Origin of the sequence: Streptomyces bugieae, from assembly GCF_036352915.1 — a bacterium.
In the GTDB taxonomy this organism is placed as follows: domain Bacteria; phylum Actinomycetota; class Actinomycetes; order Streptomycetales; family Streptomycetaceae; genus Streptomyces; species Streptomyces endophytica.
The window spans coordinates 125878-151409 of sequence record NZ_JAZBJP010000018.1 but is presented as its reverse complement, the minus strand read 5'-3'; the positions used below and the strand labels follow the sequence as shown (position 1 = coordinate 151409).

At 72.1% G+C, this 25532-nt stretch carries 22 protein-coding genes; 4 read left to right on the top strand and 18 right to left on the bottom strand.

Features of this window, described 5'->3' with window-relative positions:
- Window positions 1–359 precede the first annotated feature (359 nt).
- On the top strand, window positions 360–1469 hold the full coding sequence (locus tag V2J85_RS25150) for a DUF5937 family protein (RefSeq protein ID WP_261956381.1): 1110 nt from the start codon (window positions 360–362) through the stop codon (window positions 1467–1469).
- An 88-nt stretch (window positions 1470–1557) separates the two neighbouring features.
- Here the strand turns inward: V2J85_RS25150 and V2J85_RS25145 are convergent, their stop codons facing one another.
- Both V2J85_RS25145 and V2J85_RS25140 read right to left on the bottom strand, forming a co-directional pair.
- Window positions 1558–2241 carry a response regulator gene (locus V2J85_RS25145; protein ID WP_261956382.1) on the bottom strand — a complete coding sequence of 228 codons (684 nt, stop codon included), beginning with the start codon at window positions 2239–2241 and terminating at the stop codon, window positions 1558–1560.
- Between the two features lie 164 nt (window positions 2242–2405).
- Window positions 2406–3611 (bottom strand): sensor histidine kinase, encoded by a 1206-nt coding sequence (locus V2J85_RS25140; protein ID WP_261956383.1) that lies wholly within the window; start codon window positions 3609–3611, stop codon window positions 2406–2408.
- 172 nt (window positions 3612–3783) lie between these two features.
- Here V2J85_RS25140 and V2J85_RS25135 point away from each other — a divergent pair, with 172 nt between their 5' ends.
- Together V2J85_RS25135 and V2J85_RS25130 are read left to right on the top strand one after the other, a co-directional pair.
- Window positions 3784–4821: an SAM-dependent methyltransferase gene (locus V2J85_RS25135; protein WP_261956384.1), complete on the top strand. Its 1038-nt coding sequence runs from the start codon at window positions 3784–3786 to the stop codon at window positions 4819–4821.
- Window positions 4822–4999: 178 nt separating this feature from the next.
- On the top strand, window positions 5000–6142 hold the full coding sequence (locus V2J85_RS25130; protein ID WP_261956385.1) for an NADH-quinone oxidoreductase subunit D: 1143 nt from the start codon (window positions 5000–5002) through the stop codon (window positions 6140–6142).
- A gap of 187 nt (window positions 6143–6329) precedes the next feature.
- On the opposite strand, the gene V2J85_RS25125 is transcribed toward V2J85_RS25130, so the two are convergent.
- The 10 genes from V2J85_RS25125 to V2J85_RS25080 form a co-directional block, all read right to left on the bottom strand.
- On the bottom strand, window positions 6330–7682 hold the full coding sequence (locus V2J85_RS25125; protein ID WP_419836829.1) for a coiled-coil domain-containing protein: 1353 nt from the start codon (window positions 7680–7682) through the stop codon (window positions 6330–6332).
- A 64-nt stretch (window positions 7683–7746) separates the two neighbouring features.
- Window positions 7747–8682: an ABC transporter substrate-binding protein gene (locus V2J85_RS25120; RefSeq protein ID WP_330822780.1), complete on the bottom strand. Its 936-nt coding sequence runs from the start codon at window positions 8680–8682 to the stop codon at window positions 7747–7749.
- A gap of 238 nt (window positions 8683–8920) precedes the next feature.
- Window positions 8921–9637 (bottom strand): ABC transporter permease, encoded by a 717-nt coding sequence (locus V2J85_RS25115; RefSeq protein ID WP_330822777.1) that lies wholly within the window; start codon window positions 9635–9637, stop codon window positions 8921–8923.
- Between the two features lie 3 nt (window positions 9638–9640).
- On the bottom strand, window positions 9641–10393 hold the full coding sequence (locus tag V2J85_RS25110) for an ABC transporter permease (RefSeq protein WP_330822775.1): 753 nt from the start codon (window positions 10391–10393) through the stop codon (window positions 9641–9643).
- 313 nt (window positions 10394–10706) lie between these two features.
- Window positions 10707–11192 (bottom strand): DUF3180 domain-containing protein, encoded by a 486-nt coding sequence (locus V2J85_RS25105; RefSeq protein ID WP_261956390.1) that lies wholly within the window; start codon window positions 11190–11192, stop codon window positions 10707–10709.
- A gap of 129 nt (window positions 11193–11321) precedes the next feature.
- On the bottom strand, window positions 11322–11918 hold the full coding sequence (gene folK, locus V2J85_RS25100) for a 2-amino-4-hydroxy-6-hydroxymethyldihydropteridine diphosphokinase (RefSeq protein ID WP_261956391.1): 597 nt from the start codon (window positions 11916–11918) through the stop codon (window positions 11322–11324).
- The gene (gene folB, locus V2J85_RS25095) at window positions 11902–12276 is read right to left on the bottom strand and encodes a dihydroneopterin aldolase (protein WP_030414985.1); all 375 of its coding nucleotides are present in this window, start codon (window positions 12274–12276) and stop codon (window positions 11902–11904) included. Before folB ends, folK begins: the two co-directional genes overlap by 17 nt.
- A 414-nt stretch (window positions 12277–12690) precedes the next feature.
- Window positions 12691–13161: a nuclear transport factor 2 family protein gene (locus V2J85_RS25090; protein ID WP_261957503.1), complete on the bottom strand. Its 471-nt coding sequence runs from the start codon at window positions 13159–13161 to the stop codon at window positions 12691–12693.
- A gap of 5 nt (window positions 13162–13166) precedes the next feature.
- The gene (folP, locus tag V2J85_RS25085) at window positions 13167–14114 is read right to left on the bottom strand and encodes a dihydropteroate synthase (protein WP_261956392.1); all 948 of its coding nucleotides are present in this window, start codon (window positions 14112–14114) and stop codon (window positions 13167–13169) included.
- Between the two features lie 122 nt (window positions 14115–14236).
- Window positions 14237–16078: a phosphatidylglycerol lysyltransferase domain-containing protein gene (locus tag V2J85_RS25080; RefSeq protein ID WP_261956393.1), complete on the bottom strand. Its 1842-nt coding sequence runs from the start codon at window positions 16076–16078 to the stop codon at window positions 14237–14239.
- A gap of 141 nt (window positions 16079–16219) precedes the next feature.
- Here V2J85_RS25080 and V2J85_RS25075 point away from each other — a divergent pair, with 141 nt between their 5' ends.
- Window positions 16220–17335, top strand: coding sequence for an alpha/beta hydrolase (locus V2J85_RS25075; RefSeq protein WP_261956394.1), 1116 nt, complete (start codon window positions 16220–16222; stop codon window positions 17333–17335).
- 79 nt (window positions 17336–17414) lie between these two features.
- Here V2J85_RS25075 and folE read toward each other — a convergent pair whose 3' ends face one another.
- The 6 genes from folE to dacB form a co-directional block, all read right to left on the bottom strand.
- Window positions 17415–18020, bottom strand: a complete 606-nt coding sequence (gene folE / locus V2J85_RS25070; RefSeq protein WP_030414981.1) for a GTP cyclohydrolase I FolE — start codon at window positions 18018–18020, stop codon at window positions 17415–17417.
- A gap of 117 nt (window positions 18021–18137) precedes the next feature.
- Window positions 18138–20150, bottom strand: coding sequence for an ATP-dependent zinc metalloprotease FtsH (gene ftsH, locus V2J85_RS25065; protein WP_261956395.1), 2013 nt, complete (start codon window positions 20148–20150; stop codon window positions 18138–18140).
- Window positions 20151–20432: 282 nt separating this feature from the next.
- Window positions 20433–20972: a hypoxanthine phosphoribosyltransferase gene (gene hpt / locus V2J85_RS25060; RefSeq protein ID WP_030414979.1), complete on the bottom strand. Its 540-nt coding sequence runs from the start codon at window positions 20970–20972 to the stop codon at window positions 20433–20435.
- An 86-nt stretch (window positions 20973–21058) separates the two neighbouring features.
- Entirely contained in the window at window positions 21059–22066 is a 1008-nt protein-coding gene (gene tilS, locus V2J85_RS25055) for a tRNA lysidine(34) synthetase TilS (RefSeq protein ID WP_330822772.1), read from the bottom strand.
- 191 nt (window positions 22067–22257) lie between these two features.
- Complete coding sequence (locus V2J85_RS25050) at window positions 22258–23403, bottom strand: zinc-dependent metalloprotease (protein WP_261956397.1); 1146 nt, start codon at window positions 23401–23403, stop codon at window positions 22258–22260.
- A gap of 536 nt (window positions 23404–23939) precedes the next feature.
- Window positions 23940–25529: a D-alanyl-D-alanine carboxypeptidase/D-alanyl-D-alanine endopeptidase gene (gene dacB, locus V2J85_RS25045; RefSeq protein ID WP_330822771.1), complete on the bottom strand. Its 1590-nt coding sequence runs from the start codon at window positions 25527–25529 to the stop codon at window positions 23940–23942.
- Between the last annotated feature and the right edge of the window lie 3 nt (window positions 25530–25532).

Genomic DNA, 25532 nt, shown 5'->3' with positions numbered 1-25532 from the left:
TCCCGCCCCCGCCACTCCCCCACGCCGGCACCCCGCCCGGCACTTGGGGTTCCCCGTCCGGCGCCCGCGGCGTTCCGCCCGGTGCCCCGCCCCGCACCCCGCTCCGCGCCCGAGGTTCCCAGTGCCGCCCTCCGGAGGCGTCGCCACCAGCGGATTTCGCGCACGGTGCGCACGGTGTGGGCGCCCGGGAGGGGCGGGGTGGTCTCGCCTCGTCGGGCGGCTCGGTAGGCGTCGAGAAGGTGCTGCTGGTTCGCGTTCATGCCGCCACTCTGGAACGGTCGGCCCGCCGGTGGCGCATCGATTGACGGGAGCCGTCAATCGACGACCGTGCAGGTCGCGGGCTCGCGCATGATGGGCGTATGGCCAACGTCATCGACATCACCGGGCTGCCCTCGGAGCGCATCGTCTTCGCCCCCTCTCCCCTGGCGGAGCTGGCCGCGGCGCTGCACGCGCTGTCGGAGCCGGGGCACCACCCCGGGCTGCACGGCTGGGTCACCGCCACGAACGCGGCCCTGAAGACCGACCTCGCCGACCGGCTGTGCGAGGCGGACTTCCTGTGGCGGTCCTCCCGTTCCGACATCCTGCTGCCGGCCCGCCCCGGATCGACGCTGGCCGAGGAACTGGACGAGCTCGACAAGATCGACGACGAGCGGTTCGTGGCCGCCGCGTTCGAGATCTCCTGCTCGACGACGTACACCCGCTGCACGCCGTCGCCGCTGGTCGATGCCGAAGAACGGGCGCGGGTACGGGAGATGGCCGCCGCGCGCGGTCCGCGGCAGGCGGCCTTCACCGACCGGATGCTCACCGACCCCGACGGCCTGCGGATCTGGCTGCGCCGCCTGCTGGAGGACTGCGAGGACGCGTTCTTCGGGGACATCTGGCGCCGGGTGGGCATCCAGTTGGCGGCCGACGCCCGGCACAAGACCGAACTGCTGCGGCGCAAGGGCCTGGCCGAGACGCTGCCCGCGACCTCGACCGCGCTGTCGCTGGAGGAGGCGCAGGACGGGAGCGGCGGCGTCCGCATCGTGGTGGACAAGCTCGCCAGGGGCCGTACGACGGCGTTCGCGAACCCCGGGGATCCCGGTGTCACGTTCCTGCCGACATCGTTCGGCTGGCCGCATCTGCTGGTCAGTCACGCCCCGGGCTGGCGTCCGGTGATCCAGTACCCCGTCGCCGGCCGGGAGTTGCCGGCGCCGGTCACCCTCGAACTCACCCAGCAGCGGCTGGAGGCGCTGGGGCATCCGATGCGGATGCAGCTGTGCCGCACGCTGGCGCGGGGGCCGCATACGACGGGGGAGCTGGCGAACGCGTACGGCATCACCTCACCGGAGGTGTCGCGGCACGTCACGACGTTGAAGAAGGCCGGGCTGATCCAGACGCGGCGCCGTGGGCGCTATGTGCTGCACCAGCTGGACCTCCAGGTGGTGGCCCGGCTGGGCAGCGACTTCCTGGAGGGCGTACTGCGCTGAGGCCTCCCCGGCGCCTCCCCGACTCCTGGGCGCCCCGCCTCCCCAGCCCTACGTACCCGTCGGCCCCCTACGCCCCGCTACGGGCCTCCTACGCCCCCGCCCCGCCGGCCCGCACCAGGCCCGTCTCGTAGGCCAGTACCACCGCCTGGACCCGGTCGCGGAGGCTCAGCTTCGTCAGGATGCGGCCCACGTGCGTCTTGACCGTCGCCTCGGACAGCACCAGCCGTGCCGCGATCTCGCCGTTGGACAGCCCCTGGGCGACCAGCAGCAGCACCTCGCGCTCGCGGTCCGTGAGCCGCTCCAGCTCGGGGCGGCTGGGCTCGCCGGAGGTGGCGGGCAGCATGGGCGTGAAGCGGTCGAGGAGCCGGCGGGTGGTGGACGGTGCGACGACGGCGTCGCCGCTCTGCACCGCGCGGATCGCCGCGAGCAGTTCGCCGGGCGGTACGTCCTTGAGCATGAATCCGCTGGCCCCGGCCTTGAGCGCGGAGAAGGCGTACTCGTCCAGGTCGAAGGTGGTCAGGATGAGCACCTTGGGGGCGTCCTCGTTCTGACCGCCCTCGCAGATCCGGCGGGTGGCCTCGACGCCGTCCAGATGCGGCATCCGGACGTCCATGAGGATCACGTCGACCTGGGTGGAGCGCAGCACCTCCAGTGCCTCGGCGCCGTTCCCCGCCTCGGCGACGACCTCCATATCGGGCTGGGCTGCCAGCACCATCCGGAACCCGGTGCGCAGCAGCACCTGGTCGTCGACGAGCATCACGCGGATGGTCATGGGTCAGGGGTCCCTTCGTGGGCTGATGGGCGGAGCGGGTGGGGCAGGGCGGTCGGGTGGAGCGGGGCGGGCAGGGCGCAGTGGGGCGCGTGGGGTCGCGTGGGCTGTGTGTGTCGAGCGGGCCGCCGCGGGGACGACCTGCTCGGCTCACCGCATCACATCTCTCACCGGCCCGGTTTCAGGGGGAGTACGGCGCTGACGCGGAATCCGCCGCCCGGGCGCGGGCCGGCTATCAGGGTGCCGCCGACCATGCCGACCCGTTCCCGCATGCCGATCAGGCCGTGGCCGAGGCCGTCCGCCCCGCCCGATTCGTAGAGCTCGTGCTGCGCGCCGCGGCCGTCGTCCTCGACGAGCAGTTCGAGGTCGTCGTCCTGGTAGGTGAGGCGGACGGTGGCGGTGACGTCGGGGCCGCCGTGTTTGCGGCTGTTGGTGAGCGCTTCCTGGACGATGCGGTACGCGGTCAGTTCGACGCTGCTGGGCAGGGGGCGTGGTTCGCCCTCCACCCGGAAGTCGACGGGCAGTCCGGCGCCGCGGACCTGGTCGATGAGGTCGGTGAGCTGTTCGACGCCGGGCTGGGGGACGTATTCGCCGCCTTCGGACTGTTCGCCGGTGCGCAGCACGCCCAGCAGGCGGCGCATCTCGGCCAGTGCCTGGCGGCCCGTGCCGGAGATCGTTTCCAGGGCCTGGCGGGTCTGTTCGGGCGCGGCGTCGAGGACGTAGGCGGCGCCGTCGGCCTGGACGACCATGACGGAGACGTTGTGGGCGACGACGTCGTGCAGTTCGCGGGCGATCCGGGCGCGCTCGGCGGCGACCGCGATGCGGGCCTGGGTCTCGCGCTCCTTCTCCAGCCGGGCGGCCTTCTCTTCCAGCTGGGCCCAGTAGGCGCGGCGGGTGCGCACGGAGTCGCCGAGGACCCAGGCCAGTACGAAGGGGACGGTGAGCAGCGCCGTGAAGAACAGCATTTCCCACAGCTGCCGGTTCCCGGGCCCTTCCCCGAAGCGCACCAGGGACAGGGCCGGGCCGACGAGGGCGCCGAGGAGGGCGCAGCGGGAGGCCCAGCGGGCGGTGGAGGTGCCGGACGCGACGGTGTACGTGATCACGAACATCGCGAAGTCGCCCAGGTTGGGCGGGATGTCGAAGATCAGCTGGCCGACGCCGATGGCGGCCGTCAGCAGCAGCATCTTTACCGGGGCCTTGCGGCGCAGCGCCACGACGAGGCAGAGGCCGACCGTGAAGATCGCGGCGGGGAGCTGGCGCATGCCGCCGATGTCGGCGACGATCCACAGGCTGGTGAACCCGAGGAGAAGGACGGCCCAGAAGGTGTCCACTCCCGTCGGGTGCCTGCGGAGGAAGTCATAGAGGCGCTGCACGTAACCCAGCGTAGGCAGAGCGGATAGGTGTACGAGTCAACCGGAGGGGCGATCCTCTACGTCAGCTCTACTCCCCAAGGTGGAGACCCTATGCGGCAAATGTGTCGGACCGGGGGACGGCCTGCACATCAACCCGTGGGTTGACCCGGTGCCCCGCCCGTACCGTGGGGTGGTGACGAATGAGTGGTGCGGCTGGCGGGACGCGACCGAGCGGGCGCTGTACGGGGCGGACGACGGCTTCTACACGCGGTCCGGCGGCCCCGGTCCGGCCGGCCATTTCCGCACGTCGGTGCATGTTTCCCCGCTGTACGCCGGTGCCGTCGCCGGGCTTTTGCGCCGGGTGGACGGCGCGCTGGGCCATCCGGCGGAGCTGGCGCTGGTCGATGTGGGCGCGGGCCGCGGTGAGCTGCTGACGGGGGTGCTGGCCGCGCTGCCGGACGGGGTGGCCGCCCGGCTCCGCCCGTACGCCGTCGAGCGGGCCGCGCGCCCCGAGGGGCTGGATCCGCGGATCGACTGGCGGGATGAGCTGCCGGCGCCGGGCTCGGTCACCGGGCTGCTGTTCGCGAACGAATGGCTCGACAACGTGCCGGTGGACGTCGTCGAGACGGACGGGGACGGTGTGGCCCGCCGGGTGCTGGTCCGCGCGGACGGCACGGAGCGGCTGGGCGAGCCGGTCGACGGCGCGGACGCGGAGTGGCTGCGGCGCTGGTGGTCGCCCCTGCCGGCCCCGTCCACTACTGGCACCGGCCGTACCGCGCCCTCCCCCGGGCTCCGGGCGGAGGTCGGGCGTCCTCGGGACGAGGCGTGGGCGCGGGCCGTCCGTACGCTGCGCGCCGGGCTCGCGGTCGCCGCCGACTACGCGCATGCGCGGGAGGACCGCCCGCCCTTCGGCACCCTCACCGGCTTCCGCGACGGCCGCGAGGTGCGCCCCGTCCCGGACGGCAGCTGTGACATCACCGCGCATGTGGCGCTGGACGCGTGCGCCGGGCCGTCGGCCGAGCTGCTGACCCAGCGCGAGGCGCTGCACGCCCTGGGGGTGGACGGCCGGCGTCCGCCGCTCTCCCTGGCGTCCACCGACCCGGCCGCGTACGTCCGGGCCCTCGGTAGGGCCGGTGCGGCGGCGGAACTGACCGATCCGGCGGGTCTCGGCGGCTTCGGCTGGCTCGTGGAGCCGGTGGGCGGGGAGTGCGCGGGCCTGCTCAAGCCGTGAGGCCGGGTGCTCGAGCCGTGCGGCCGGGCCCCGCCCAGCGGCGAGGGCCGGGCCTGCTCGCGCCGTGGGGCGGCTCCCGGACGGAGGCGTTCCGGCGGGCGGCCGCGAGGCGTTCCAAGGGGTGGGACGGCGCAGGCCCAGGGCGTCCCCCGGGGTGGCGGGCTGCGAAACTGTTCCCATGACGGAGACGACGGTCGGCATCGGCGGCGCGGCGGAGAGCACCGACATGGTGCTGAACATCGGCCCGCAGCATCCCTCCACGCACGGTGTGCTGCGGTTGCGCCTCGTCCTGGACGGCGAGCGGATCCAGCACGCCGAGCCGGTGATCGGGTACATGCACCGGGGGGCCGAGAAGCTCTTCGAGGCCCGCGATTACCGCCAGATCATCATGCTCGCCAACCGGCACGACTGGCTGTCGGCGTTCTCCAACGAGTTGGGTGTGGTGCTGGCCGTCGAGCGGATGCTGGGCATGGAGGTGCCCGAGCGCGCGGTGTGGACGCGGACGCTGCTGGCCGAGCTGAACCGCGTGCTGAACCACCTGATGTTCCTCGGCTCGTACCCCCTCGAACTGGGTGGTATCACCCCCGTCTTCCACGCGTTCCGTGAGCGCGAGGAGCTCCAGACCGTCATGGAGGAGATCTCCGGCGGCCGGATGCACTACATGTTCAACCGCGTCGGCGGCCTCAAGGAGGACCTGCCGGCCGGCTGGCTGGGCCGGGCCCGGCAGGCCGTCGCGGACGTGCGCTCCCGTATGGACGTCTTCGACAACCTGGTGCTGGGTAACGAGATCTTCCGCGGCCGGACGCGGGGCGTCGGGGTGCTCGCTCCGGAGACGGTGCACGCGTACGGCGTCTCCGGGCCGATCGCCCGTGCCTCGGGCGTCGACTTCGACCTTCGGCGGGACGAGCCGTACCTCGCCTACGGGGAGCTGGCGTCCACGCTCAAGGTGGTCACCCGTGAGGAGGGCGACTGCCTGGCCCGCTTCGAGTGCCTGCTGGAGCAGAGCCACAACGCGCTGGATCTCGCCGACGTCTGCCTGGACCGGATCGCGGAGCTGCCGCCGGGGCCGATCAACCAGCGCCTGCCGAAGGTACTGAAGGCGCCCGAGGGCACGACGTACGCCTGGACCGAGAACCCCCTCGGCATCAACGGCTACTACCTCGTCTCCAAGGGCGACAAGACGCCGTACCGCCTGAAGCTGCGCTCCGCGTCGTACAACAACATCCAGGCGCTGGTGGAGTTGCTGCCGGGGACGCTGGTCGCCGACATGGTCGCGATCCTCGGCTCGATGTTCTTCGTCGTCGGCGACATCGACAAGTAGAGCGACACCGTTGTCCACAGCCTGTGGACAACGGTGTCGCGACGCCGGCCCCCACTGGTCCCGAATCCACTCGGCCCCGAAAACCGCTCGGCCCCGGAGCCGGTCGGGCTTCGGGGCCGGTCGGGCTTCGGGGCCGAGTGCAGAGCGAGGGCGGGCGGTCGGGAGCCCGCCGGTCGGACAACGGCGGTCAGGAAATGGCGCTCCGGAGGGCGCCGAGGTCGAGCTGCTCGGTCTCGTCGTGGGCGGTCAGGTCGATTACCTCGCCGGCGCCGCTGGTCGTCGCGCCGTCCGCGGTCGGCGCACCGTCCTGGGAACCCTCGGCGGGTGCCCCGGACGCCGGCTCCTCCGCGTCCCGCTCGTCGTCCGCAGCCCGCTCACCGGCGGCCCGCGCGGCACCGGCCTCCGGCGCGTCCGCGGTCTCCGTACGGGCCCCGGGAAGGGCCGTACGGGCCGCCGTACGGGCCGAGTGCTCGGCGAGGGCCTCGTCGCCGACGACGTCCGCCAGGTCGTCCTCCAGCGGCGCGGGCAGCTGACGGGGGCCGGGGGCGGTCGCGTTGCCGAAGAAGTCGAAGCCGCCCACGGTGCGCGGGGCGGTGGGACGGGACGGGGCGACCGCGGCGGCGGACGGGACCGGGCGGAGCGCGGGTCCGGCGGCGGGGGCCGTACGGGCGGGAAGCGCGCCGCCCGTGCGCTGTGCGGCGGCCGCCTGGCCGTTCCCCTGGCCGTTGTCCCCGTCCTGGCCGGAGCGGCCACCCGGTGCGGGCTGCGCGGGCCGCTCGGCGGCGGCGCGCTGCCGGGCGGCGTTGCGCGCCAGCTGACACAGCGCCTGGTCGGCCTGCGCGTACGCCGCGGCGGTCGGGGCCGGCGCCGGCCGGTCCGTCGAGGGCCGGCCCGATGCCTCGCGGTCCGCGGACGCCTGACGGTCCGACGCCTGACGGTCCGACGCCTGACGGTCCGACGTCCGACGGTCCGCCCGTCCCCGGCGGTCCGCTGCCGGGGCGTCAGGGGCGGTGGCCTTGGTCGCTCCCGCGGACTCGGGTGCCCGGGTGGCGCCGGCGGCGGCCGGGAGTGCCCGGGCCGGGGCGGTCGCCTCTATGGCGAGCAGCCGGCGGCCCTCCAGGGCGCTGGCCCGCTCGGTCTCGGCGGTGGCGTAACGGCGGAGCAGCTCGGCGTGTTCGCTGCGCAGCCGGGCCAGTTCGGCGCGCTTGGCGCGCAACTTGGTGTCGAGGGCGGTGCGCAGCTCGCGGGACTCCTCGAGGTCCGTTTCGAGCTCGGCTATCCGTTCCTCGGTGCGCCACTCGTCGCGCACCCGGGCGCGGGTGAGTTCGGCGACCCGTCGGCCGGCCTTGCGGTCCCAGCTCCGCAGCAGGACGGCGCCGGTGACGGCCGCGGCCGCCGCGCCCGCGGCGAGCACGCGTTGGACCAGATCATCGCCGACAAACCACGGGCCCGCGGCGCAGACAAGGGACACACCGGCGACCGTCGTGGGAGGAAGCAGCCGGTGGAGGGGTGGGGAATGGCGGTGGCGTCCTCGTGGCATGGCCAGAAACTTACCGTGCGTGCGGGATCTATGGGGCCCGGCCCACAAATCCGTTTCCGGCTGGTTACTTCCTGACCAGTCCCTTGGACTCCACATACGACCGCGCGACATCCGCGGGCTTGAGACGCTCGGCATCCACCTTGCGGTTCAAGTCGATCAAGTCTTCGGTCGTCAGAGCGCGCGTGAGCTTCCCGAGGGCGCTCTCGATCCGCTTGTCCCCGGCGCTCTCGGCATTCACCACCGGCAGCACATTGTCGGCGTTCTGCAGCCGCTTGTCGTCCTTGAGGAGCACCAGTCCGAAGCTGTCGAGCGTGGCGTCCGTGGTCGTGGTGAGCACCAGCTGATCGGTGCCGTCCTTGACGGCCTGCTTGGCCTGCGGCGTCCCGACTCCCTTGGGGTCCAGGCCCGTGATGTCGATGCCGTACGTCTTCTCCAGGCCCGGCTTGCAGAACACCCGGGTCTCGCACTCCTCACCCGAGGCGAGTTTGATCTTCTGCTTCGATTCTCCGAGGTCGGAGAGGGTGGAGAGCTTGTACCGGGCGGCGAATTCCCGGCTCACCGCGAAGGCGTTCTGGTCCGTCGCACGGCCGGCCGGCAGCACCTTCAGTCCGCGCGGCCCGGCGAGCTTCTTCAGTGCCGCGACGGTCTTGCCGATGTCGCCGGACGCGACCGGCTTCGCCTTGCTGCCGTTCTTCTTCGCGTTGAGGAATTCGGCGAGCGTGGAGGCATATTCGGGAACGACGTCGATCTGGCCCTTCTCCAGGGCCGGTTCATACAGCTCACGATTGGCGAGGGTCTGAACCCGGGTGCGGTAACCGGCGTCCTGCAGGAGCCGGGAATAGATCTCGGCGAGCACCTTGGACTCGGTGAAACCCGCCGAGCCGATGACGATCTCGCCGCGCTTTCCGCCCTTGCCGTCGCCGCCGCCCTTCTCCTCCAGCGTCGGGCCGCCGCACGCGGCCAGCCCGGCCGCCACCGCCACCACCGTGCCCGCGACCACCGCGGTGCGTGCCGTGCGTGCCGTGCGTGCCGCGCGTGCCGTGTTGCTTCTCGTCGATGCCACTTGGTTACCCCTTCAACCCTTCAGCCCGTCAGTCAGTCAGTCAGTAAGTAAGTCCGCAGGCCCGCCGGCCCGTCAGTCCGCCGGCCCGTCAGCCTGTCCGGGAGTCGGTCAGTCGGTCCGGGAGTCCGTCAGTCGGTCCGGGAGTCCGTCAGTCGGTCCGGGAGCCCGCCGGTCGTCAGTCCGCCGGTATCGGCTCTGCTCGGGCCGGGGCGGACCGCCTGGCCCGCCGGCCGCCCCGCATCGGGTCGAGGAGCCGCTCGGCGAGGACGAGGGCGCCCTCCACGGCCAGGGCGAGGACGGCCACCAGCAGCGCGCCCGCGACGACCTGTGCGGTGTCGTAGTTGCCGAAGCCGGCGGTGATGATCCGGCCCAGGCCCCCGCCCCCGGCGAGCGCCGCCAGCGTCGCCGTCGCCACCACCTGGACCGTGGCCGACCGCAGACCCGTCATGATCAGCGGGTAGGCGAGCGGTATCTCGACCCGGAACAGCACCTGCGGCCCGGACATGCCCATGCCGCGCGCGGCCTCGACCACATCGCGGTCCGCCTCCCGCATCCCGAGATAGGCGTTGGTCAGCAGCGGCGGCACCGCGAACAGCACCAGCGCGAGGACCGTCGGCCAGTCGCCGTGCCGGCCCAGCGGGCTGAGCGTCAGCAGCACCAGGACCGCGTACGTCGGCACCGCCCGCCCGATGTTGGCGAGATTGACCGCCAGCGCGCCGCCCTTGCCGAGGTGGCCCAGCCAGAGCGCCACCGGCAGCGCGATCAGGCAGGCCAGGGCCAGGCACACCGCGCTGAGCCGGACGTGCTCGGCGAGGCGGTGCGTCACGCCCTTCTCGCCCGCCCAGTTGGCGGCCGTCGTCAGCCACTGCCAGGCCCCCGCGATCACCCCCATCGCTCAGCCCACCGCCTTCACCGCACGGGCCCGGCCGCGCGCCCACGCCACCGCCCTGCTCCGCACCCCGGCCCGGCCACCGGCCCGCGTCCAGGGCGTCAGCAGCCGCTGAAGGGCCATCAGCAGGACGTCGGCGACCAGCGCCAGCAGCACGCACAGCACCGAGGCCGTCAGCACCTCGGCCTTGAAGAATCCGGCCATCCCGCTGGCGATGAGATTGCCCAGACCGCCGTAGCCGACGACGGAGCCGACGGTCGTCATCGCCACCGTCGAGACCGTGGCGATCCGCAGCCCGGCCACCAACGCCGGTATCGCCAGCGGGAGTTCGACGCCGAACAGCAGCCGCACCGGGCCGTACCCCATCCCGCGGGCGGCCTCCCGCACCCCGGCGGGCACCGCCTGCAGACCGGCGAGGAGGTTGCGCACCAGGATCGTCAGCGAATACAGCACCAGGCCCGTCACGACCACCGCCGCCGAGACCCCGAAGACCGGCGTGAGCAGCGCGAACATCGCCAGCGACGGGATCGTGTACAGCACCGTCGTCAGCCCCAGGACCGGCCCGGCCGCACCCCGCCAACGGCGCGCCACCAGCGCCAGCGGGAAGGCGAGCAGCAGGCCGAGCGCGACGGACACGGCGGTGATGCCGATGTGCTGGACCGTGGCGTCCGTCAACTCCTGGCTGCGGGTGCGCAGATACTCACCGCACACCCAGTCGTTCGCCTCCAGGCAATTCACCCCGCCCGCCCGGCTGCTCATCGCCGTCACCTCCCCCGCCGGTCCTCGCCCCGATCACGCCACGTCGGTCACGCCGCGTCGGTCACGCCACGTTGGTCACCCGGTGTGGCACTCCGCCGTGGCGCAACCCGTTCGCTCATCTTTTCGATGTCGTTGCGACCGACCCTAGACCCGACCACTGACAATCGCACCGGTCCCGCCGCCACCGGTGCGTATCGCCATCCACCCGCAACGCCCCGTTCACGACCGGAAGTACGGGCACGAACGCCGCGGGGCCCGGCCCGCGCAGCGTCTCGCTGTCGCAGACCGGGCCCCGCCCGGTGTCACTCCGCGGTCAGACCCGCGCGTCCGCCCCGCCGTCGCCCTCGTCGTCCGGAAGCTTGCAGACCCGCTCCAGGAAGATCGCGGCGACCACCACGGCCGCGCCGGCGACCACCGACAGACCGGCGTAGATCGCCTGGTCCCGGCGGGGTTCCACATCGAGGCCGGCGGTCAGCAGGAAGACGCCGACACCGCCGTACAGCCCGGCCACCAGCGACGCCACCAGGGCGCTCGCCTGGCCGAAGACCACCGCACGGGCGGCCAGCAGCGGATCGACGCCCTTGGCGCCGGGCCGCCGCTCCCGCTGGGCGCGCAGCCGTCCGCGGAACTCGAAGGCGGTGCCGGCGAGCACGGCGGCGAGGAACGCCAGCACGATGGGCGCGGCCACCGGCACGCTGGGGAGCGTGCCGAAGGAGTCCCACAGCCGGGCGCCGCCCCAGGCCAGCACCCCGGCTGCCAGGAACAGCCCGACGAGCACCTTGATGTGTAGCTGTTTCACCGAGCGATCGCCCCTCGCACCGTCCTGCCCTTCACCGCCACCACGGCCGTCCTCGTCGCCGCACCGCCGCCGTCGCCGTCAGTGGGGTCCGACGACCGCGCCGACGCCACGGCTCCTTGGGTCCAACGCCTACTCCGGCAGCCGGAGTTCCAGGTCCGCGCGCGGCAGCACACCCGTGCGGCCGACCGCCGAGAGCAGCTCGGCCACCGCACCGCGCCCGGGAACCTCCGCCTCCGGTTCGATGTCGTACCACGGCGCCAGGACGAAGGCGCGCTCATGGGCGCGCGGGTGCGGCAGCGTCAGTCGCGGGTCGTCGGAGACGATGCCCTGATAGGCCACGATGTCGACGTCGATGGTGCGCGGCCCCCAGCGCTCGTCGCGGACCCGCAGGAAGGCCTCCTCGATGGCGTGCCCGCGCTCCAGGAGGGAGTCCGGCGGCAGCGTCGTCTTGATCAGCACCACGGCGTTGAAGTACGACGGCTGGCTGCCCGGCTCGACGCCCCACGGCTCGGTCTCGTACACCGGGGAGACCGCTTTGACCCGCAGACCGGGGGTGTCCTCCAGTGCGTCGACGGCGCCCTGGAGGGTCTCCAGGCGGTTGCCGAGGTTGCTGCCGAGGGAGATCACGGCGCGCTTGGGGTTGGAGAGCGTCACATCGGCGGCGTCCACCTGCTCCACGACGGAGGCGGGCACCGGCTGTACGGTCGGGTCACTGCTGGTGTTCATGTACTCGACTCCGAGTGATGGTGATGGTCACGTCGTCGAAGGGGACGGTGATCGGCGCGTCCGGCTTGTGCACCACCACCTCCACTTCCTGCACGCCCTCGTGCTTGAGGCACTGGTCGGCGATGCGCTCCGCCAGGGTCTCGATGAGGTCGACGGGCTCGCCCTCCACGACGGCCACCACCTCCTCGGCCACGACGCCGTAGTGCACGGTCTTCGCGAGATCGTCGGAGGCGGCCGCCTGGCGGGTGTCCAGACCGAGTACCAGGTCGACGATGAAGGTCTGGCCTTCTTCGCGCTCCCGCGGGAACACCCCGTGGTGGCCTCGGGCCTTCAGCCCACGCAGCGCGACACGATCCACGCGAATCACTCCCACTGGTCCACGGCACCTCTGGCGCCACTGTTCGTCGGTTCCGGGCAGGCGCCGGAGCGATCCGGCAACACTGCCCCGCCATCGAATCTACCTTCGAGCACCGACAGTCCTCGCCCACGGGGGCTATGGACAAGACCCCGTCCTGCTGCTAGGCGTGCCGCATCGAGCGGGCCGGGAGATCGTCCGCGCGCCTCTTACCCCCTGGTCCGCGCCCCACCCCTACCCGTCGCGCACTTGGCTCGAACGGGTGCGCCCCCGTCCATATGGCTGACGTCCACCGCTGACGCCGGCACAGAACCGGCCCATCGGCGCAAGTCCGGACGGCCATGGCAAGGCTCACACACCGGTCGCCCCCTGGGCACACCACCGGCACGCGCCGGCCACGCCCCCGGCATGCCCCGTTCACACCCCGTCCGCGTCCGGCTCCCCCTCGTCCCCCTCGTCCTCGTCGTCCTCGCGGTCCGCCAGCACCGGCGACCCGTGGTGCGACCACACCCGCCAGCCGTCGTCCGTGCGCCGGAAGACGTTCGTCGCCACGACCAGCTGGCCGATCAGCGGCCCCACCGACCCGTCGTCCTCGGCCGGCCCGCCGCTGAGGATGTTCTCGGTGCAGGTCACCAGCGCGGTGTCGCCCATGACGTCGATCTCGACGTCGGTCAGGAAGAACTGGATGTACTCGGTGTTCGCCATGATCAGGGCGTACGAGCGGAGCACCTCGCCGCGGCCGCGGAGCACCGGCCACCCGGGGTGCACCACGCTCACCTGACCGTCCAGCCACAGCTCGGACAGCGCCTCGTGATCGCCGCGCTCGATGGTCTCGTACAGGGTCGTGTTCGCCTGCTCGACCAGCTCGATGTCCGTCCGTGGGCCCAAGCCGCTCACACCGCTCCCGTCGTGGTCGCCGTCGTCCCGCCCGCTTCCCCGCCGCCGGCCCCGGGGGCCGCGTCCGGGTCTCCCGCGGCGGCCGCTGCCGCCGCGCCCTCCACGGCACGGGCCACCCGCACCGCGTCCGCGCTCGCCCTGACCTCGTGCACCCGCACCGCCCAGGCCCCCTCTCGCGCCACCATCGCCGATACCGCCGCCGTCGCCGCGTCCCGCTCCCGGGCCGGCGGTGGGGCCGCTCCCTCGTCCCCCGCCAGCACCCTGCCCAGGAACCGTTTCCTCGATGCCGCCACCAGCAGCGGCCGGCCCAGCGCCCGCAGCCGCTCCAGGCGGGCGATCAGGGCCAGGTCGTGCTCCGCCTGCTTGGCGAAGCCCAGGCCGGGGTCGATGACGATCCGCTCCGGGTCGATGCCGCCGGCCACCGCGCGCTCCATGGCCTGCCCGAGCTCGTCGACGACCTCGGCGACCACGTCGCCGTAGCGGGCCCGGTTGTTCATGTCGATGGACTGGCCGCGCCAGTGCATCACGACGAACGGGACGTGGTGCGCGGCCACCGCCGGCACCATCGCCGGGTCGGCGGCCCCGCCGCTGACGTCGTTGACCAGCCGCGCGCCCGCCCGCACCGCCTGCTCGGCGACCGAGGCGCGCATGGTGTCGACGGACACCACGACGCCGGCCGCGGCCAGTTCCCGTACGACCGGGACGACCCGCCGCAGCTCCTCGGTCTCGTCCACCCGCGCCGCGCCCGGGCGGGTCGACTCGCCGCCCACGTCCACCAGGTCGGCGCCCTGGGCCACCAGGTCCAGGCCGTGTTTGACGGCGAGTTCGGTGTCGAACCACTCGCCGCCGTCGGAGAACGAATCGGGCGTCACGTTCACGACGCCCATCACCGCGCAGCGGTCCCAGTCCGGCAGTCCGGCCACCCGGCCACGCAAGGTACTCATGGGACCAGCGTAGGCCGTGTGCCGACCGGCCGGATTGCGACCGCCGCCTGCCGGGAACGGCCGCGGGCCGTACCACCGGGGCACCCCGCGCCGCCCCCGCCGGACGGCCGTCCGGGCGTCCGTCAGGCCACCCGCTCGACCGCCTCCGCGGTCCGGACCGGCTCCACCGTGTGCGCGCACGGCCGCGGCTCCGCGGCCTTCCTGCGGCGCAGTACGCGCGGCAGCTCCAGATAGCCCTCGGCCTGCATGGTGGCCAGGCCGATGCGGGGGATGTCCCGGGTGGTGCGGAAGACCACGAAGCGCGGCTCCCAGCGCGGGCTGAACTTGTCGTTGAACTTGTAGAGCGACTCGATCTGGTACCAGCGCGACAGGAACAGCAGCGTCCCGCGGGTGATGCGCATCACCGGCCCCGCGCCGAGCTTCTCGCCGCGCTCCAGGTAGGAGCGGAAGACCGCGAAGTTCAGCGAGAGCTGCTTGATCTTCAGGTCCGGCGCGGTCTGCAGGGCGGCGACGATCAGCAGCTCGTTCATGCCGGGGTCGGCGCTGCGGTCGCGCCGCATCCGCTCCAGCGAGATGCCGTCCGTGCCCCAGGGCACGAAGTACTGCAACGCCTTCAGGTCACCGAACGGGCCGGGCTCCTCGCCCTCCGCCGGGGCCAGATGCGCGGTCGCGATCACCGCGTCGCCGTCCTTGACCGCGTCGATGCGGCCCAGCGCCATGGAGAAGCCCCGCTCCTCGTCGGTGTCACGCCAGGCGTCGGCGGCCTTCTGTACCCGCTCCAGCTCCTCCGGTTCCAGGTCGCGCACCCGGCGCACCTGCGTGGTGTAGCCGTTGCGCTCGATGCGCTTGACCATCTGGCGCACGTTGCGCATCGCCCGGCCGGACAGCGTGAAGTCGGCGACGTCGACGATCGCCTCGTCGCCCAGCTCCAGCGCGTCCATGCCGGTCTCGCGGGTCCAGACCTGGCCGCCGGTCTCGCTGCAACCGTGCACCGCCGGGGTCCAGGAGTGCGCCCGCGCCTCCTCCATGAAGCGCTCGATGGCGCCCGGCCAGGCCTCCACGTCGCCTATCGGGTCGCCGCTGGCGAGCATCACGCCGGAGATCACCCGGTAGCAGACCGCGGCCTTGCCGGACGGGGAGAAGACCGCGCCCTTGTCGCGGCGCAGCGCGAAGTAGCCGAGCGAGTCCCGGCCGCCGTGCCGGGCCAGCAGCTCGCGCAGCTGCCGCTCGTCCTCCTCGGTCAGCCGGGCCGCCGGGTGCTCGGGGCGCAGGGCGAGGTAGGCGGTGGTGGCGACGGTCAGCAGGCCGAGCGCGCCGAGGGAGTAGCCGACGGTGTAGTCGACCTGGTTCGTGTAACCGATCGGGCCCTCGAAGCCGAAGAGGCCGAACAGCACGTGCTCGGCGCGCTGCAGGAAGGACGGCGACCCGACGATCTTGCCCGGGTGGGAGCTGACGATCACCATGCCGATGGCGAAGCTCGCGCCGCCCAGGACCACGAAGTTGGCCAGCGCCTTCCAGCGGCTGCGCGGGTCGGGCAGGGCCGCGAATTCCTTCCGGTGCCACACCAGGAAGCCCAGCAGCGCGGTCGAGAGCACCGCGCCGAAAACGGAGTGACGGTACACCAACTGAGCGGCGATACCCACCGGGAGCAGCGCCACCGCCGCCCCCCAGGCCCGCCGCTTACGCCGTTTGAGGCCGTGGGCCAGAAGGAGCAGCAGGATGCCGACGACGATGGAGGCGGCGGCCGCCAGCGGACTCACCGCGCCCGGCAGCACTTCGGCCAGGGCGTGCACCCTGCTGTGCCGGAAGCGCGGGAACACGCCGGCAATCAGGTTCAGCAGGCCGACGGCCGCGCCGGCGGTGCCGATGAGCCCGGGCACCGCTTCCGGCCGTGGGCCGCGGAGCCAGCGTGGCGTTCGCCACGCAACCTTCTCCGACTTTTCGCCATCTAGCCTGTCAGACATCACTTTCCCGTCGCCCCGGTCGAGAAGACGTGCGAGCCTAGTCGCAGCATCTGGACTTTTTGCGCCCTGTATGACGGCGTTTCAGGGCTCGGGGTTCCACCAGCGGTACGGATGACCCGGCCGCCCGGAAGAAAGCACCACATGGGTCTCACCAGCAAGAAAGTGCTGCTTCTTGCCGTCCTCGTCGCGGTGGCACTGTTCATCCTCACCGTTTGGCTCTGGCCGCGCCTGTCCAAGGGGAACTGGCGCGCCGTCCTCGGCCGGGTCGGGCTTCTGCTGGCGACCCAGCTCTCCCTGTTCGCCGCGGTCGGCCTGTTCGCCAACAACTCCTTCGGCTTCTACGCCTCCTGGGCCGACCTCTTCGGCCAGGAGCAGGAGCCGGGTGTGGTGACGAATTACCAGACCGGCCCGAACGGCACCAAGCTGCAGATGCTGGGCACCGAACGCATCAGCGTCCAGAACGGCTCCCGGCCCTCCTCTGCCGGCCGTATCGACAAGGTGCTCATCCGCGGCGAGCATTCCAAGATCGCCAGCCCGGCGTTCGTCTATCTGCCGCCGCAGTACTTCCAGAAGAAATACGCGAAGAAGAAATTCCCGGCGGCGCTGGTGCTCACCGGCTACCCGGGCACCGCCGAGGCCCTCTACAAAAAGCTGCATTTCCCGCAGACCCAGCACGGCCTGCTCAAGGAACACCGGATGCGGCCCACCGTCCTGGTGATGATGCGGCCGACCGTCGCGCCGCCGCGGGACACCGAGTGCGTGGACATACCGAACGGCCCGCAGACCGAGAGCTTCTTCACCAAGGACCTGCGCGCGGACATCACCGAGCACTACCGAATAGGGCGCCAGGCGAAGAGCTGGGGCGTCATCGGCGACTCCACCGGCGGCTACTGCGCGCTGAAGATGACCATGCGCCACCCCGAGGCGTACTCCACCGCGGTGGCCCTCTCCGGCGCCTACAAGGCCCCGCTGGACGCCACCACCGGTGACCTCTTCGGCGGCGACCTGCGGCTGGAGCGCGAGAACAACCTGCTGTGGCGTCAGCGGCACCTGCCCGCGCCGCCGGTGAACCTCCTGGTCACCAGCAGCAAGCAGGGCGAGGGCAACTACAAGCAGACGCTCCGCTTCATCGAGCAGACCAAGTCGCCCACCCGCGTCTCGTCGATCATCCTCGACAGCGGCGGCCACAACTTCAACACCTGGCGCCGCGAGATCCCCGCGGCCCTGGAATGGCTGGGGAACCACCTCAAGGCGTGATCCCCCGCGCCGGGCCCGGCACAGGGCCCACCGTGTGGCGGGGCGGCCGGTGTGCCGCCCCGTCGCCGTTCCGGGGGCGTCAGCGCGCGAGTATCAGGCTCATCGCCTCGGCCCGGGTCGCCGCGTCGCGCAGCTGACCGCGGACGGCCGAGGTCGTGGTCTTCGCGCCCGGCTTCCGCACCCCGCGCATGGTCATGCACATGTGCTCGCACTCGATGACGACGATCACGCCGCGCGGCTCCAGGATCTCCATCAGGGAGTCCGCGATCTGCGTGGTCAGCCGCTCCTGCACCTGCGGGCGCCGGGCGAACACGTCCACCAGGCGGGCCAGCTTCGACAGCCCGGTGATCTTGCCGTCGGCGGACGGGATGTAGCCGACGTGCGCCACACCGACGAACGGGACGAGGTGGTGCTCACAGCTCGACACCAGCTCGATGTCCTTGACCAGCACCATCTCGTCGTGGCCCAGGTCGAACGTGGTCGTCAGCACGTCCTCCGGCTTCTGCCAGAGCCCGGCGAAGATCTCCTTGTACGCACGGGCCACCCGCGCCGGCGTCTCCAGCAGACCCTCGCGGTCCGGATCCTCGCCCACCGCGATCAGCAGCTCGCGGACGGCGTTCTCGGCCCGCTTCTCGTCGAACGTACCGATCGTGCCGTCGACGTCCAGCGTCACAGGGTCCGTCATATGTGCCTCGTTCCTTCTGCGCCCGCTCGAACGCGGTCTCCATCGCGGAAATACCGCGCCCCCCAGGCTAAACCTGGGGGGCGCGGTATGTATTCCAGGGCCCGTGGGGCCTGGGGATCAGCTCTCCGGGCGCTGCTCCTCCGTGGCCTCCACCTTCTTCTCCGTGGAGACGGTGGCCGCCGTCACGGCGCCGTTGGCCGGGGCCAGCTCCTTGGGCGAGAGCACCGGCGGGCGGGTGGACGGCGTACGCCGCGAGGAGCCGGTCCACGCCGGGCGGGCCGGGCGCTTGACCACGTGCTTGAACAGCTCCGCGATCTCCTCCTTGCCGAGGGTCTCCTTCTCCAGGAGGGTCAGCACGAGGTTGTCGAGGATGTCGCGGTTCTCGACCAGGATCTCCCACGCCTCGTTGTGCGCGGTCTCGATCAGCTTCTTGACCTCTTCGTCGACCAGCGCGGCGACCTCTTCGGAGTAGTCGCGCTGGTGACCCATCTCACGGCCCAGGAAGGGCTCGGAGTTGTCGGTGCCGAACTTGATCGCGCCGAGCCGCTCGGTCATGCCGTACTGCGTGACCATCGCGCGGGCCGTGGCGGTGGCCTTCTCGATGTCGTTGGCGGCACCGGTGGTCGGGTCGTGGAAGACCAGCTCCTCCGCCGCGCGGCCGCCCAGCATGTACGCCAGCTGGTCGAGCATCTCGTTGCGGGTGGTGGAGTACTTGTCCTCGTCGGGCAGGACCATGGTGTAGCCCAGGGCCCGGCCGCGGGACAGGATCGTGATCTTGTGGACCGGGTCGGAGTTCGGGGAGGCCGCCGCGACCAGGGCGTGTCCGCCCTCGTGGTACGCGGTGATCTTCTTCTCCTTCTCGGACATGATCCGGGTCCGCTTCTGCGGGCCCGCCACGACGCGGTCGATCGCCTCGTCCAGGAAGTGGTTGTTGATCAGCTTCTCGTCGCTCCGGGCCGTCAGCAGCGCGGCCTCGTTCAGGACGTTCGACAGATCGGCACCGGTGAAGCCGGGGGTGCGCTTGGCGACGGCCGAGAGGTCGACGTCCTGGGCGACCGGCTTGCCCTTCTGGTGGACCTTGAGGATCTCCAGACGGCCCTGCAGGTCCGGACGGTCGACGGCGATCTGCCGGTCGAAACGGCCGGGACGCAGCAGCGCCGGGTCGAGGATGTCCGGCCGGTTCGTCGCGGCGATCAGGATCACGCCGCCCTTGACGTCGAAGCCGTCCATCTCGACGAGGAGCTGGTTCAGGGTCTGCTCGCGCTCGTCGTGGCCACCGCCGAGGCCCGCACCGCGGTGCCGGCCGACGGCGTCGATCTCGTCGACGAAGACGATCGCCGGGGCGTTCGCCTTGGCCTGCTCGAAGAGGTCACGGACCCGGGAGGCGCCGACACCGACGAACATCTCGACGAAGTCGGAGCCGGAGATCGAGTAGAACGGGACGCCCGCCTCGCCGGCGACGGCGCGCGCGAGCAGCGTCTTGCCCGTTCCGGGCGGGCCGTACAGCAGCACGCCCTTGGGGATCTTGGCGCCGACCGCCTGGAACTTGGCCGGCTCCTGCAGGAACTCCTTGATCTCCTGGAGTTCCTCGACGGCCTCGTCCGACCCCGCGACGTCCGCGAAGGTCGTCTTGGGGGTGTCCTTGGTGAGCAGCTTCGCCTTCGACTTCCCGAAGTTCATCACCCGGGAGCCGCCGCCCTGCATCTGGTTCATCAGGAACAGGAAGGCGATCGGAATCAGAATGAAGGGAAGCAGCGTCACCAGCAGGCTGACGAACGGGTTCTGCTTCGACGGGGAGACGGTGTACCCGTCCTTGATCTCGCCGGTCTGGTACTTGGCCTGCAGGTTCTTCGCCAGATCGACGCCCTGGTCGCCGATGTAGCTCGCCTGGATCTTGTTGGAGCCGTCGACCTTGTTGGAGCCCGACAGCTCGACCTTGATCTTGTTCTCATCGCCGGTGGTCAGCTCGGCGGACTTCACCTTGTTGTCAGCGATCGCCTTGACGACCTGACCGGTGTCCACCGTTTTGTAGCCGCCGGACGAGCCGACGACCTGCATCAACACGACCACGGCGAGGACGGCCAGCACGATCCACATGACCGGCCCACGGAAGTATCGCTTCACGTCCATCCATACGGAGCCGTTGTCGGCCCCGTCCCTCCTGCCACAGTGAGGCACAACGCCCGCTGAGGGCTGGTCGTGCGTACGGTGTATTACTGGCCCGAAAAAAGAACTGCCTTCGGACGGTACCCCAGCATTGTCACCCGGCGCCTGCGCCGACAGAGAACATGCGCCCGGGGATTTAGCTCTCCCTGCTCCAACGGCGGGCGGCCGCGAAGGGTTCCCGCCGGGCCGCGGCAGTTTGCGCCGGACCCGTCCGGCCCCACCGGCCGGACGGGCGCGCGGGCACCGTCAGCCGCCGTAGACCTGGGGCGCGAGGGTACCGACGAACGGCAGGTTCCGGTACTTCTCCGCGTAGTCCAGGCCGTATCCCACGACGAATTCGTTGGGGATGTCGAAGCCGATCCACTTCACGTCGATGGCGACCTTGGCCGCCTCCGGCTTGCGCAGCAGCGTGACGACCTCCAGGGAGGCCGGCTCGCGCGAGCCGAGGTTCGACAGCAGCCACGACAGGGTCAGGCCGGAGTCGATGATGTCCTCGACGATCAGGACGTGCTTGCCCTTGATGTCGGTGTCGAGGTCCTTGAGGATGCGGACCACACCGGAGGACTGGGTGCCCGCGCCGTACGACGACACGGCCATCCAGTCCATCGTGACGGGGGTGGACAGCGCGCGCGCCAGATCCGCCATCACCATCACCGCGCCCTTGAGGACACCGACGATGAGCAGGTCCTTGCCCGCGTACTCCGCGTCGATCTTGGCCGCCAGCTCGGCCAGCTTCGCGTCGATCTCTTCCTTGCTGATGAGTACCGACTGAAGGTCGGAGCCCATGTCCTTGTCGTCCACCCGTGCCACTCTCGCTCGGTTCGGTGTTCACGTCAGCCGTGAGACTTCAGATGCAAGGCAGCGTCTGCGGCTCAGCCCTGCCGGATGACAAGTCTGCCACCCTGCCGCCGGACACCGACCCGCCCGGGGAGGTTGATGGCGCCCTGGCCCCGCCAGGCGGTGATCAGCCGGTCCACTTCCTCGATGTGGCGGGCGAAGAGCGAACCGGCGGGGGAACCGGCGCCGATCACGGCCCGGCGCAGCACCCGGCGGCGGACCGCGGGGGGCAGCGCGTACAGGGCCGCGACGTCGAGGCTGCCGGTGTCGTCGAGGACCGTGCCCTCGGCGTCGGCCGCCCAGGCGTCCAGGGCGTCGGCGTCGTCGCGGGAGAGCTGGGCGGTCCGGGCCAGCGCCTCGACGACGCCCTTGCCCAGCGCCTTCTCCAGGGCGGGCAGGCCCTCGTGGCGCAGCCGGGAACGGGTGTACGCGGGGTCGGAGTTGTGCGGGTCGTCCCAGACGGGCAGCGCCTGGATCAGGCAGGCCTTGCGGGCGGTCTGGCGGTCGACGTCCAGGAAGGGGCGGCGGTAGCGGCCGCCGGTGCCGCTGGTGGCGGCCATACCGGAGAGCGAACGGGTACCGGAGCCGCGGGCGAGGCCGAGCAGCACGGTCTCGGCCTGGTCGTCGCGGGTGTGACCGAGCAGGACCGCGGCGGCGCCGTGGCGCTCGGCGAGCGCGTCGAGGGCGGCGTACCGGGCGTCACGGGCGGCGGCTTCCGGACCGCCCTCGCGGCCGACGGTGACGGCGACGATCTCGACCGGGTCGAGGCGCAGGGCCCGCAGCCGCAGCGCGACCTCGGCGGCGCGCAGATCGGAGCCCTCCTGGAGGCCGTGGTCGATGGTCACGCCCCCGGCCCGGACGCCCAGCTTGGGCGCCTCGAAGGCGAGGGCGGAGGCGAGCGCCATCGAGTCGGCGCCGCCGGAGCATGCGACGAGCACGAGCGGGGGCTCGTGCCGGTCCTGTGCGCTGTGGTGGGTGAGCACGTCGTGGAGTACGCGGCGGACCGCCAGGCGTATCGCGGCGACCGCTGGATGGGGACCCATGTCCGTTTCCAATCGTTCAGCTGGGGGTGCCTCGGCCGGTGAGGGCTTTTCGTCACACAGAGTGCCTAGATGGTGACAGAGGCGAGCGGTTCCCCGAGCATTGCACGCCTATCCATCGGTAACGGTCCCTCAGACGGGTGATTGAAGGGGCGCTCTACTGCCACGCGGTGTGCCCAGCTCACAACGTTTGCCTACGGCGCCCCGTCCGCCTTCCGGTGCACCCGCGCGACCCAGTCCGCCGGTTTGGCGATCTCCTGTTTGGTGGGGAGGGTGTTCGGCGACGTCCAGACCCGGTTGAAGCCGTCCATCCCGACCTCTTCGACGACCGCGCGGACGAACCGCTCGCCGTCGCGGTACTGCCGCAGCTTGGCGTCCAGGCCGAGCAGTTTACGCAGCGCCTGGTCGAGCCGCCCGGCACCGCTGGCCCGCCGCTTCTGGAACTTCTCCCGGATCTCGGCGACCGACGGCACGACGTCCGGCCCCACCCCGTCCATCACGTAATCCGCGTGCCCCTCCAGGAGGGACATCACGGCGGTAAGCCGCGCCAGGATCTCGCGCTGGGCCGGCGTCTGGACGAGATCGACGAGCGAGCGGCCGCCGTCCTCTTCCTCCTCGCCCTCGGGCCGGGCGCCTGCCAGTGACTGGGCGGCCTCCCGCAGCCGCTCCAGGAGGGTGCCCGGATCGATGTCGGTCTCCCCGAGGAACGACTGGATCTCGCCCTCGATGTGGTCGCGCAGCCACGGCACGGCCGTGAACTGGGTGCGGTGCGTCTCCTCGTGCAGGCACACCCACAGCCGGAAGTCGTGCGGTTCCACTTCGAGCTCGCGCTCGACGTGGACGATGTTCGGGGCGACCAGCAGCAGCCGGCCGCCCTGCTCACCGGCCGGCAGGTCCCGGCTGGGCGGCGCGAACGTCTCGTACTGGCCGAGCACCCGCGACGCCAGGAACGACAGCAGCATCCCCAGCTCCACGCCGGTCACCTTGCCGCCGACCGCGCCCAGCACCGCGCCACCGGGGACCGTCGAGCGGCGGTCCTCCATCTTGGCGAGCAGCGGTTTGAGCACCGCCCGGAAACCGGCGACGTTCGCCCTGACCCAGCCGGGCCGGTCCACGACCAGGACGGGCGTGTCGTGCGGCACCTCGCCCTGCGCGTCCGGCTGCGCCAGCCGCGTGAACGCCCGCACGTGCGCCTCGGACGCCTTGGCGTGCCTGCGCAACTCGGCGACGATCGCCCGCGCCTCGTCCCGGCTCACCTCTGGGCCCGGCCGCACGAACCGGGTCGCGGTCGCGACCGCGAGATTCCAGTCGACCATCTCGGTTCCACCGATGCTCGTCATGACTTCACGGTACGGGCCCGTGAGTCCACGGGGTAGCCGACCACGTACTTGTCTGCGGCACCGCGGGTGTTGTTCACCGTTGCGCGCTTTGCGGCGCCCCGCACGTAGCCACCTGCCCCGCCGCGGGGCGTCTCACCGTTGCGCCTGGCGGCGGGCGCGGTGCTGTCGGGTGCGGTGCCGGCCCTCCAGACTTCGTCCTCCGGTCCAGCCCCTCCCGTGAGTGGGAGTTCTTAGCTGGTTGGGGGCAGGCCTGATCAGTCGGCTGCACGCTCGCGGGCATTACGTGCACCCCCACCACCGTTTCCTTCCCCCTCACGGGAGGGGACGGGCCGGAGGGGCCGGTTGTGTGGACGTAAAGCGTCAGCAGTCCACACAACCGGCCCCGGAGGCCCGTCACCGCACCCGACAACAACCCAGCCCGCCGCAGGCGCAACGGCGAGAAACAACCGCGGCGCCGCAGACAGGTACGTGGGAGGCGCCGCAAAGCGCGCAACGGCGAGCAAGCCCCGCGGCGGGACGGCCAAGTACGTGGGAAGTCAACGACAACCGCAATTCGCCACCGCAGAAGCCAAGTTGTCCAGTGCCCGCTGCGCGCCCGGCGCATCCGTCGTGCCGGTGGTCATGAAGGAGAAGACCAGGAGGCGGCCGTCGGCGTCGACGACCGTGCCGGCGAGGGTGTTGACGCCGGTGAGCGTGCCCGTCTTGGCGCGGACCGCGCCGGCGCCCGCGCTCTGGCCCGTGTAGCGGCTGCTGAGGGTGCCGGTGAAGGCCGCCACCGGGAGGCCGGTGACCACGGACCGCAGGGCCGGGTGGTCGGGCGCGGCGGCCTGCAGCAGGAGGCGGGAGAGCAGCGCGGCGGACACCTTGTCGCCGCGGTCCAGGCCGCTGCCGTCCTTGAAGACCGCGCCGGCCAGCGGCAGGTGCTGGCGGGCGAGGGCGTCGTGGACGGCCTTGGCGGCGCCCGCGAAGCTGGCCGGCTGGCCGGAGCCGAGCGCGGCCTGCCGGGCCAGCGCCTCGGCGATGTCGTTGTCGCTGTAGGTGAGCATCCGCTCCACGAGGGAGGAGAGCGGGAGGGAGTGGACGGCGGCCAGCCGCTCGGCGTGCGCGGGTGCCTTGGCGCCCTTCGGGGTGCCGTCGATCGTGATGCCGCGCTCGTGGAGGAGGTCGGCGAAGGTGCGGGCGGTGGTCCCGGCGGGGTCGGCGTCGCGGGGCGCCGGGCCGTGGTCGCTGTCGTCGAGGCGGGCCTCGTCGGTCATCAGCGCCGTGACGGGGGCGAGGTTCTCGTCGGGGCCGAAGGCGTGGTCGACCGGCCCCGAGTAGGCGGAGGCGTCGTACCCGAGGCCCACCGTGGTCAGGTGGCGCCGCTTGAGCGCGCGGGCGGTGGCGTCGGCCAGCGTGCGGAGGTTCGCGGGCTGCTCGGCGGCGGTCTGCTGCGGGGCGCGGGCGGTGAGCGTGGGGTCGCCGCCGCCGACCAGGACGATGCGGTCCTTGCCGGCGGTGACGACGGTGGTGTCGATGCGGTGCTCCGGGCCGCGGGCGGACAGCGCGGCGACGGCGGTGGCGAGCTTGACCGTGGAGGCCGGGGTGGCGGCCTTGCCCTGGCCGGAGCCGAAGACCTCGCGGCCGGCCGCGACGTCCACCACGGAGGCGGTGCGCAGCGGGCCCAGCGCCGGGTCCTTGAGCAGCGGCGCGAGGGCGTCGGCGAGCCCGGCGCCGGTCGGTACCGGTGCCGCGCCCCGGCCGGCGCCCGCGGCGGGGCGGACGCCGAGCGCGGGCAGGACGGGCGCGGCGCTGGGCGCCGGGCGGTCGGGCTCGGCGGCGTGATGCTCACCACTGGATCCGTCGACCACCGCCGCCTCGGCCCGCTCGGCCGTACGCTGACCGGAGTCCCACGGGCCGGCCGCCGCCACCGCGACGAGCGCGGCCGTCAGGCCGGTGGCTGCGGAGACCGCCGTCAGCCGCCAGGTCTGCCGGGTGTGCCGCGGGGTGTCCTGCCAGGCCTGCCGTACGGTGCCGGCCGCCGCCCGGGCCGAGCGCCCGGCCGCGTCGGCCGCCTCCCGTGCGGTGCGCTGCGCCGAACGCTGCGCCGACTGCCATCTGACCTGCCATTTCCTGGTCTCCGGCACCTC

What these genes read in the sequence shown, in the direction of transcription:
- V2J85_RS25150 (WP_261956381.1), top strand. Translation starts at nt 360, where the DNA reads ATGGCCAACGTCATCGACATCACCGGGCTGCCCTCGGAGCGCATCGTC.
- V2J85_RS25145 (WP_261956382.1), bottom strand. Translation starts at nt 2,241, where the DNA reads ATGACCATCCGCGTGATGCTCGTCGACGACCAGGTGCTGCTGCGCACC.
- V2J85_RS25130 (WP_261956385.1), top strand. Translation starts at nt 5,000, where the DNA reads ATGACGGAGACGACGGTCGGCATCGGCGGCGCGGCGGAGAGCACCGAC.
- V2J85_RS25125 (WP_419836829.1), bottom strand. Translation starts at nt 7,682, where the DNA reads ATGCCACGAGGACGCCACCGCCATTCCCCACCCCTCCACCGGCTGCTT.
- V2J85_RS25115 (WP_330822777.1), bottom strand. Translation starts at nt 9,637, where the DNA reads ATGGGGGTGATCGCGGGGGCCTGGCAGTGGCTGACGACGGCCGCCAAC.
- V2J85_RS25110 (WP_330822775.1), bottom strand. Translation starts at nt 10,393, where the DNA reads ATGAGCAGCCGGGCGGGCGGGGTGAATTGCCTGGAGGCGAACGACTGG.
- folK (WP_261956391.1), bottom strand. Translation starts at nt 11,918, where the DNA reads ATGAACACCAGCAGTGACCCGACCGTACAGCCGGTGCCCGCCTCCGTC.
- folP (WP_261956392.1), bottom strand. Translation starts at nt 14,114, where the DNA reads ATGAGTACCTTGCGTGGCCGGGTGGCCGGACTGCCGGACTGGGACCGC.
- V2J85_RS25080 (WP_261956393.1), bottom strand. Translation starts at nt 16,078, where the DNA reads ATGTCTGACAGGCTAGATGGCGAAAAGTCGGAGAAGGTTGCGTGGCGA.
- V2J85_RS25075 (WP_261956394.1), top strand. Translation starts at nt 16,220, where the DNA reads ATGGGTCTCACCAGCAAGAAAGTGCTGCTTCTTGCCGTCCTCGTCGCG.
- folE (WP_030414981.1), bottom strand. Translation starts at nt 18,020, where the DNA reads ATGACGGACCCTGTGACGCTGGACGTCGACGGCACGATCGGTACGTTC.
- ftsH (WP_261956395.1), bottom strand. Translation starts at nt 20,150, where the DNA reads ATGGACGTGAAGCGATACTTCCGTGGGCCGGTCATGTGGATCGTGCTG.
- hpt (WP_030414979.1), bottom strand. Translation starts at nt 20,972, where the DNA reads ATGGGCTCCGACCTTCAGTCGGTACTCATCAGCAAGGAAGAGATCGAC.
- tilS (WP_330822772.1), bottom strand. Translation starts at nt 22,066, where the DNA reads ATGGGTCCCCATCCAGCGGTCGCCGCGATACGCCTGGCGGTCCGCCGC.
- V2J85_RS25050 (WP_261956397.1), bottom strand. Translation starts at nt 23,403, where the DNA reads ATGACGAGCATCGGTGGAACCGAGATGGTCGACTGGAATCTCGCGGTC.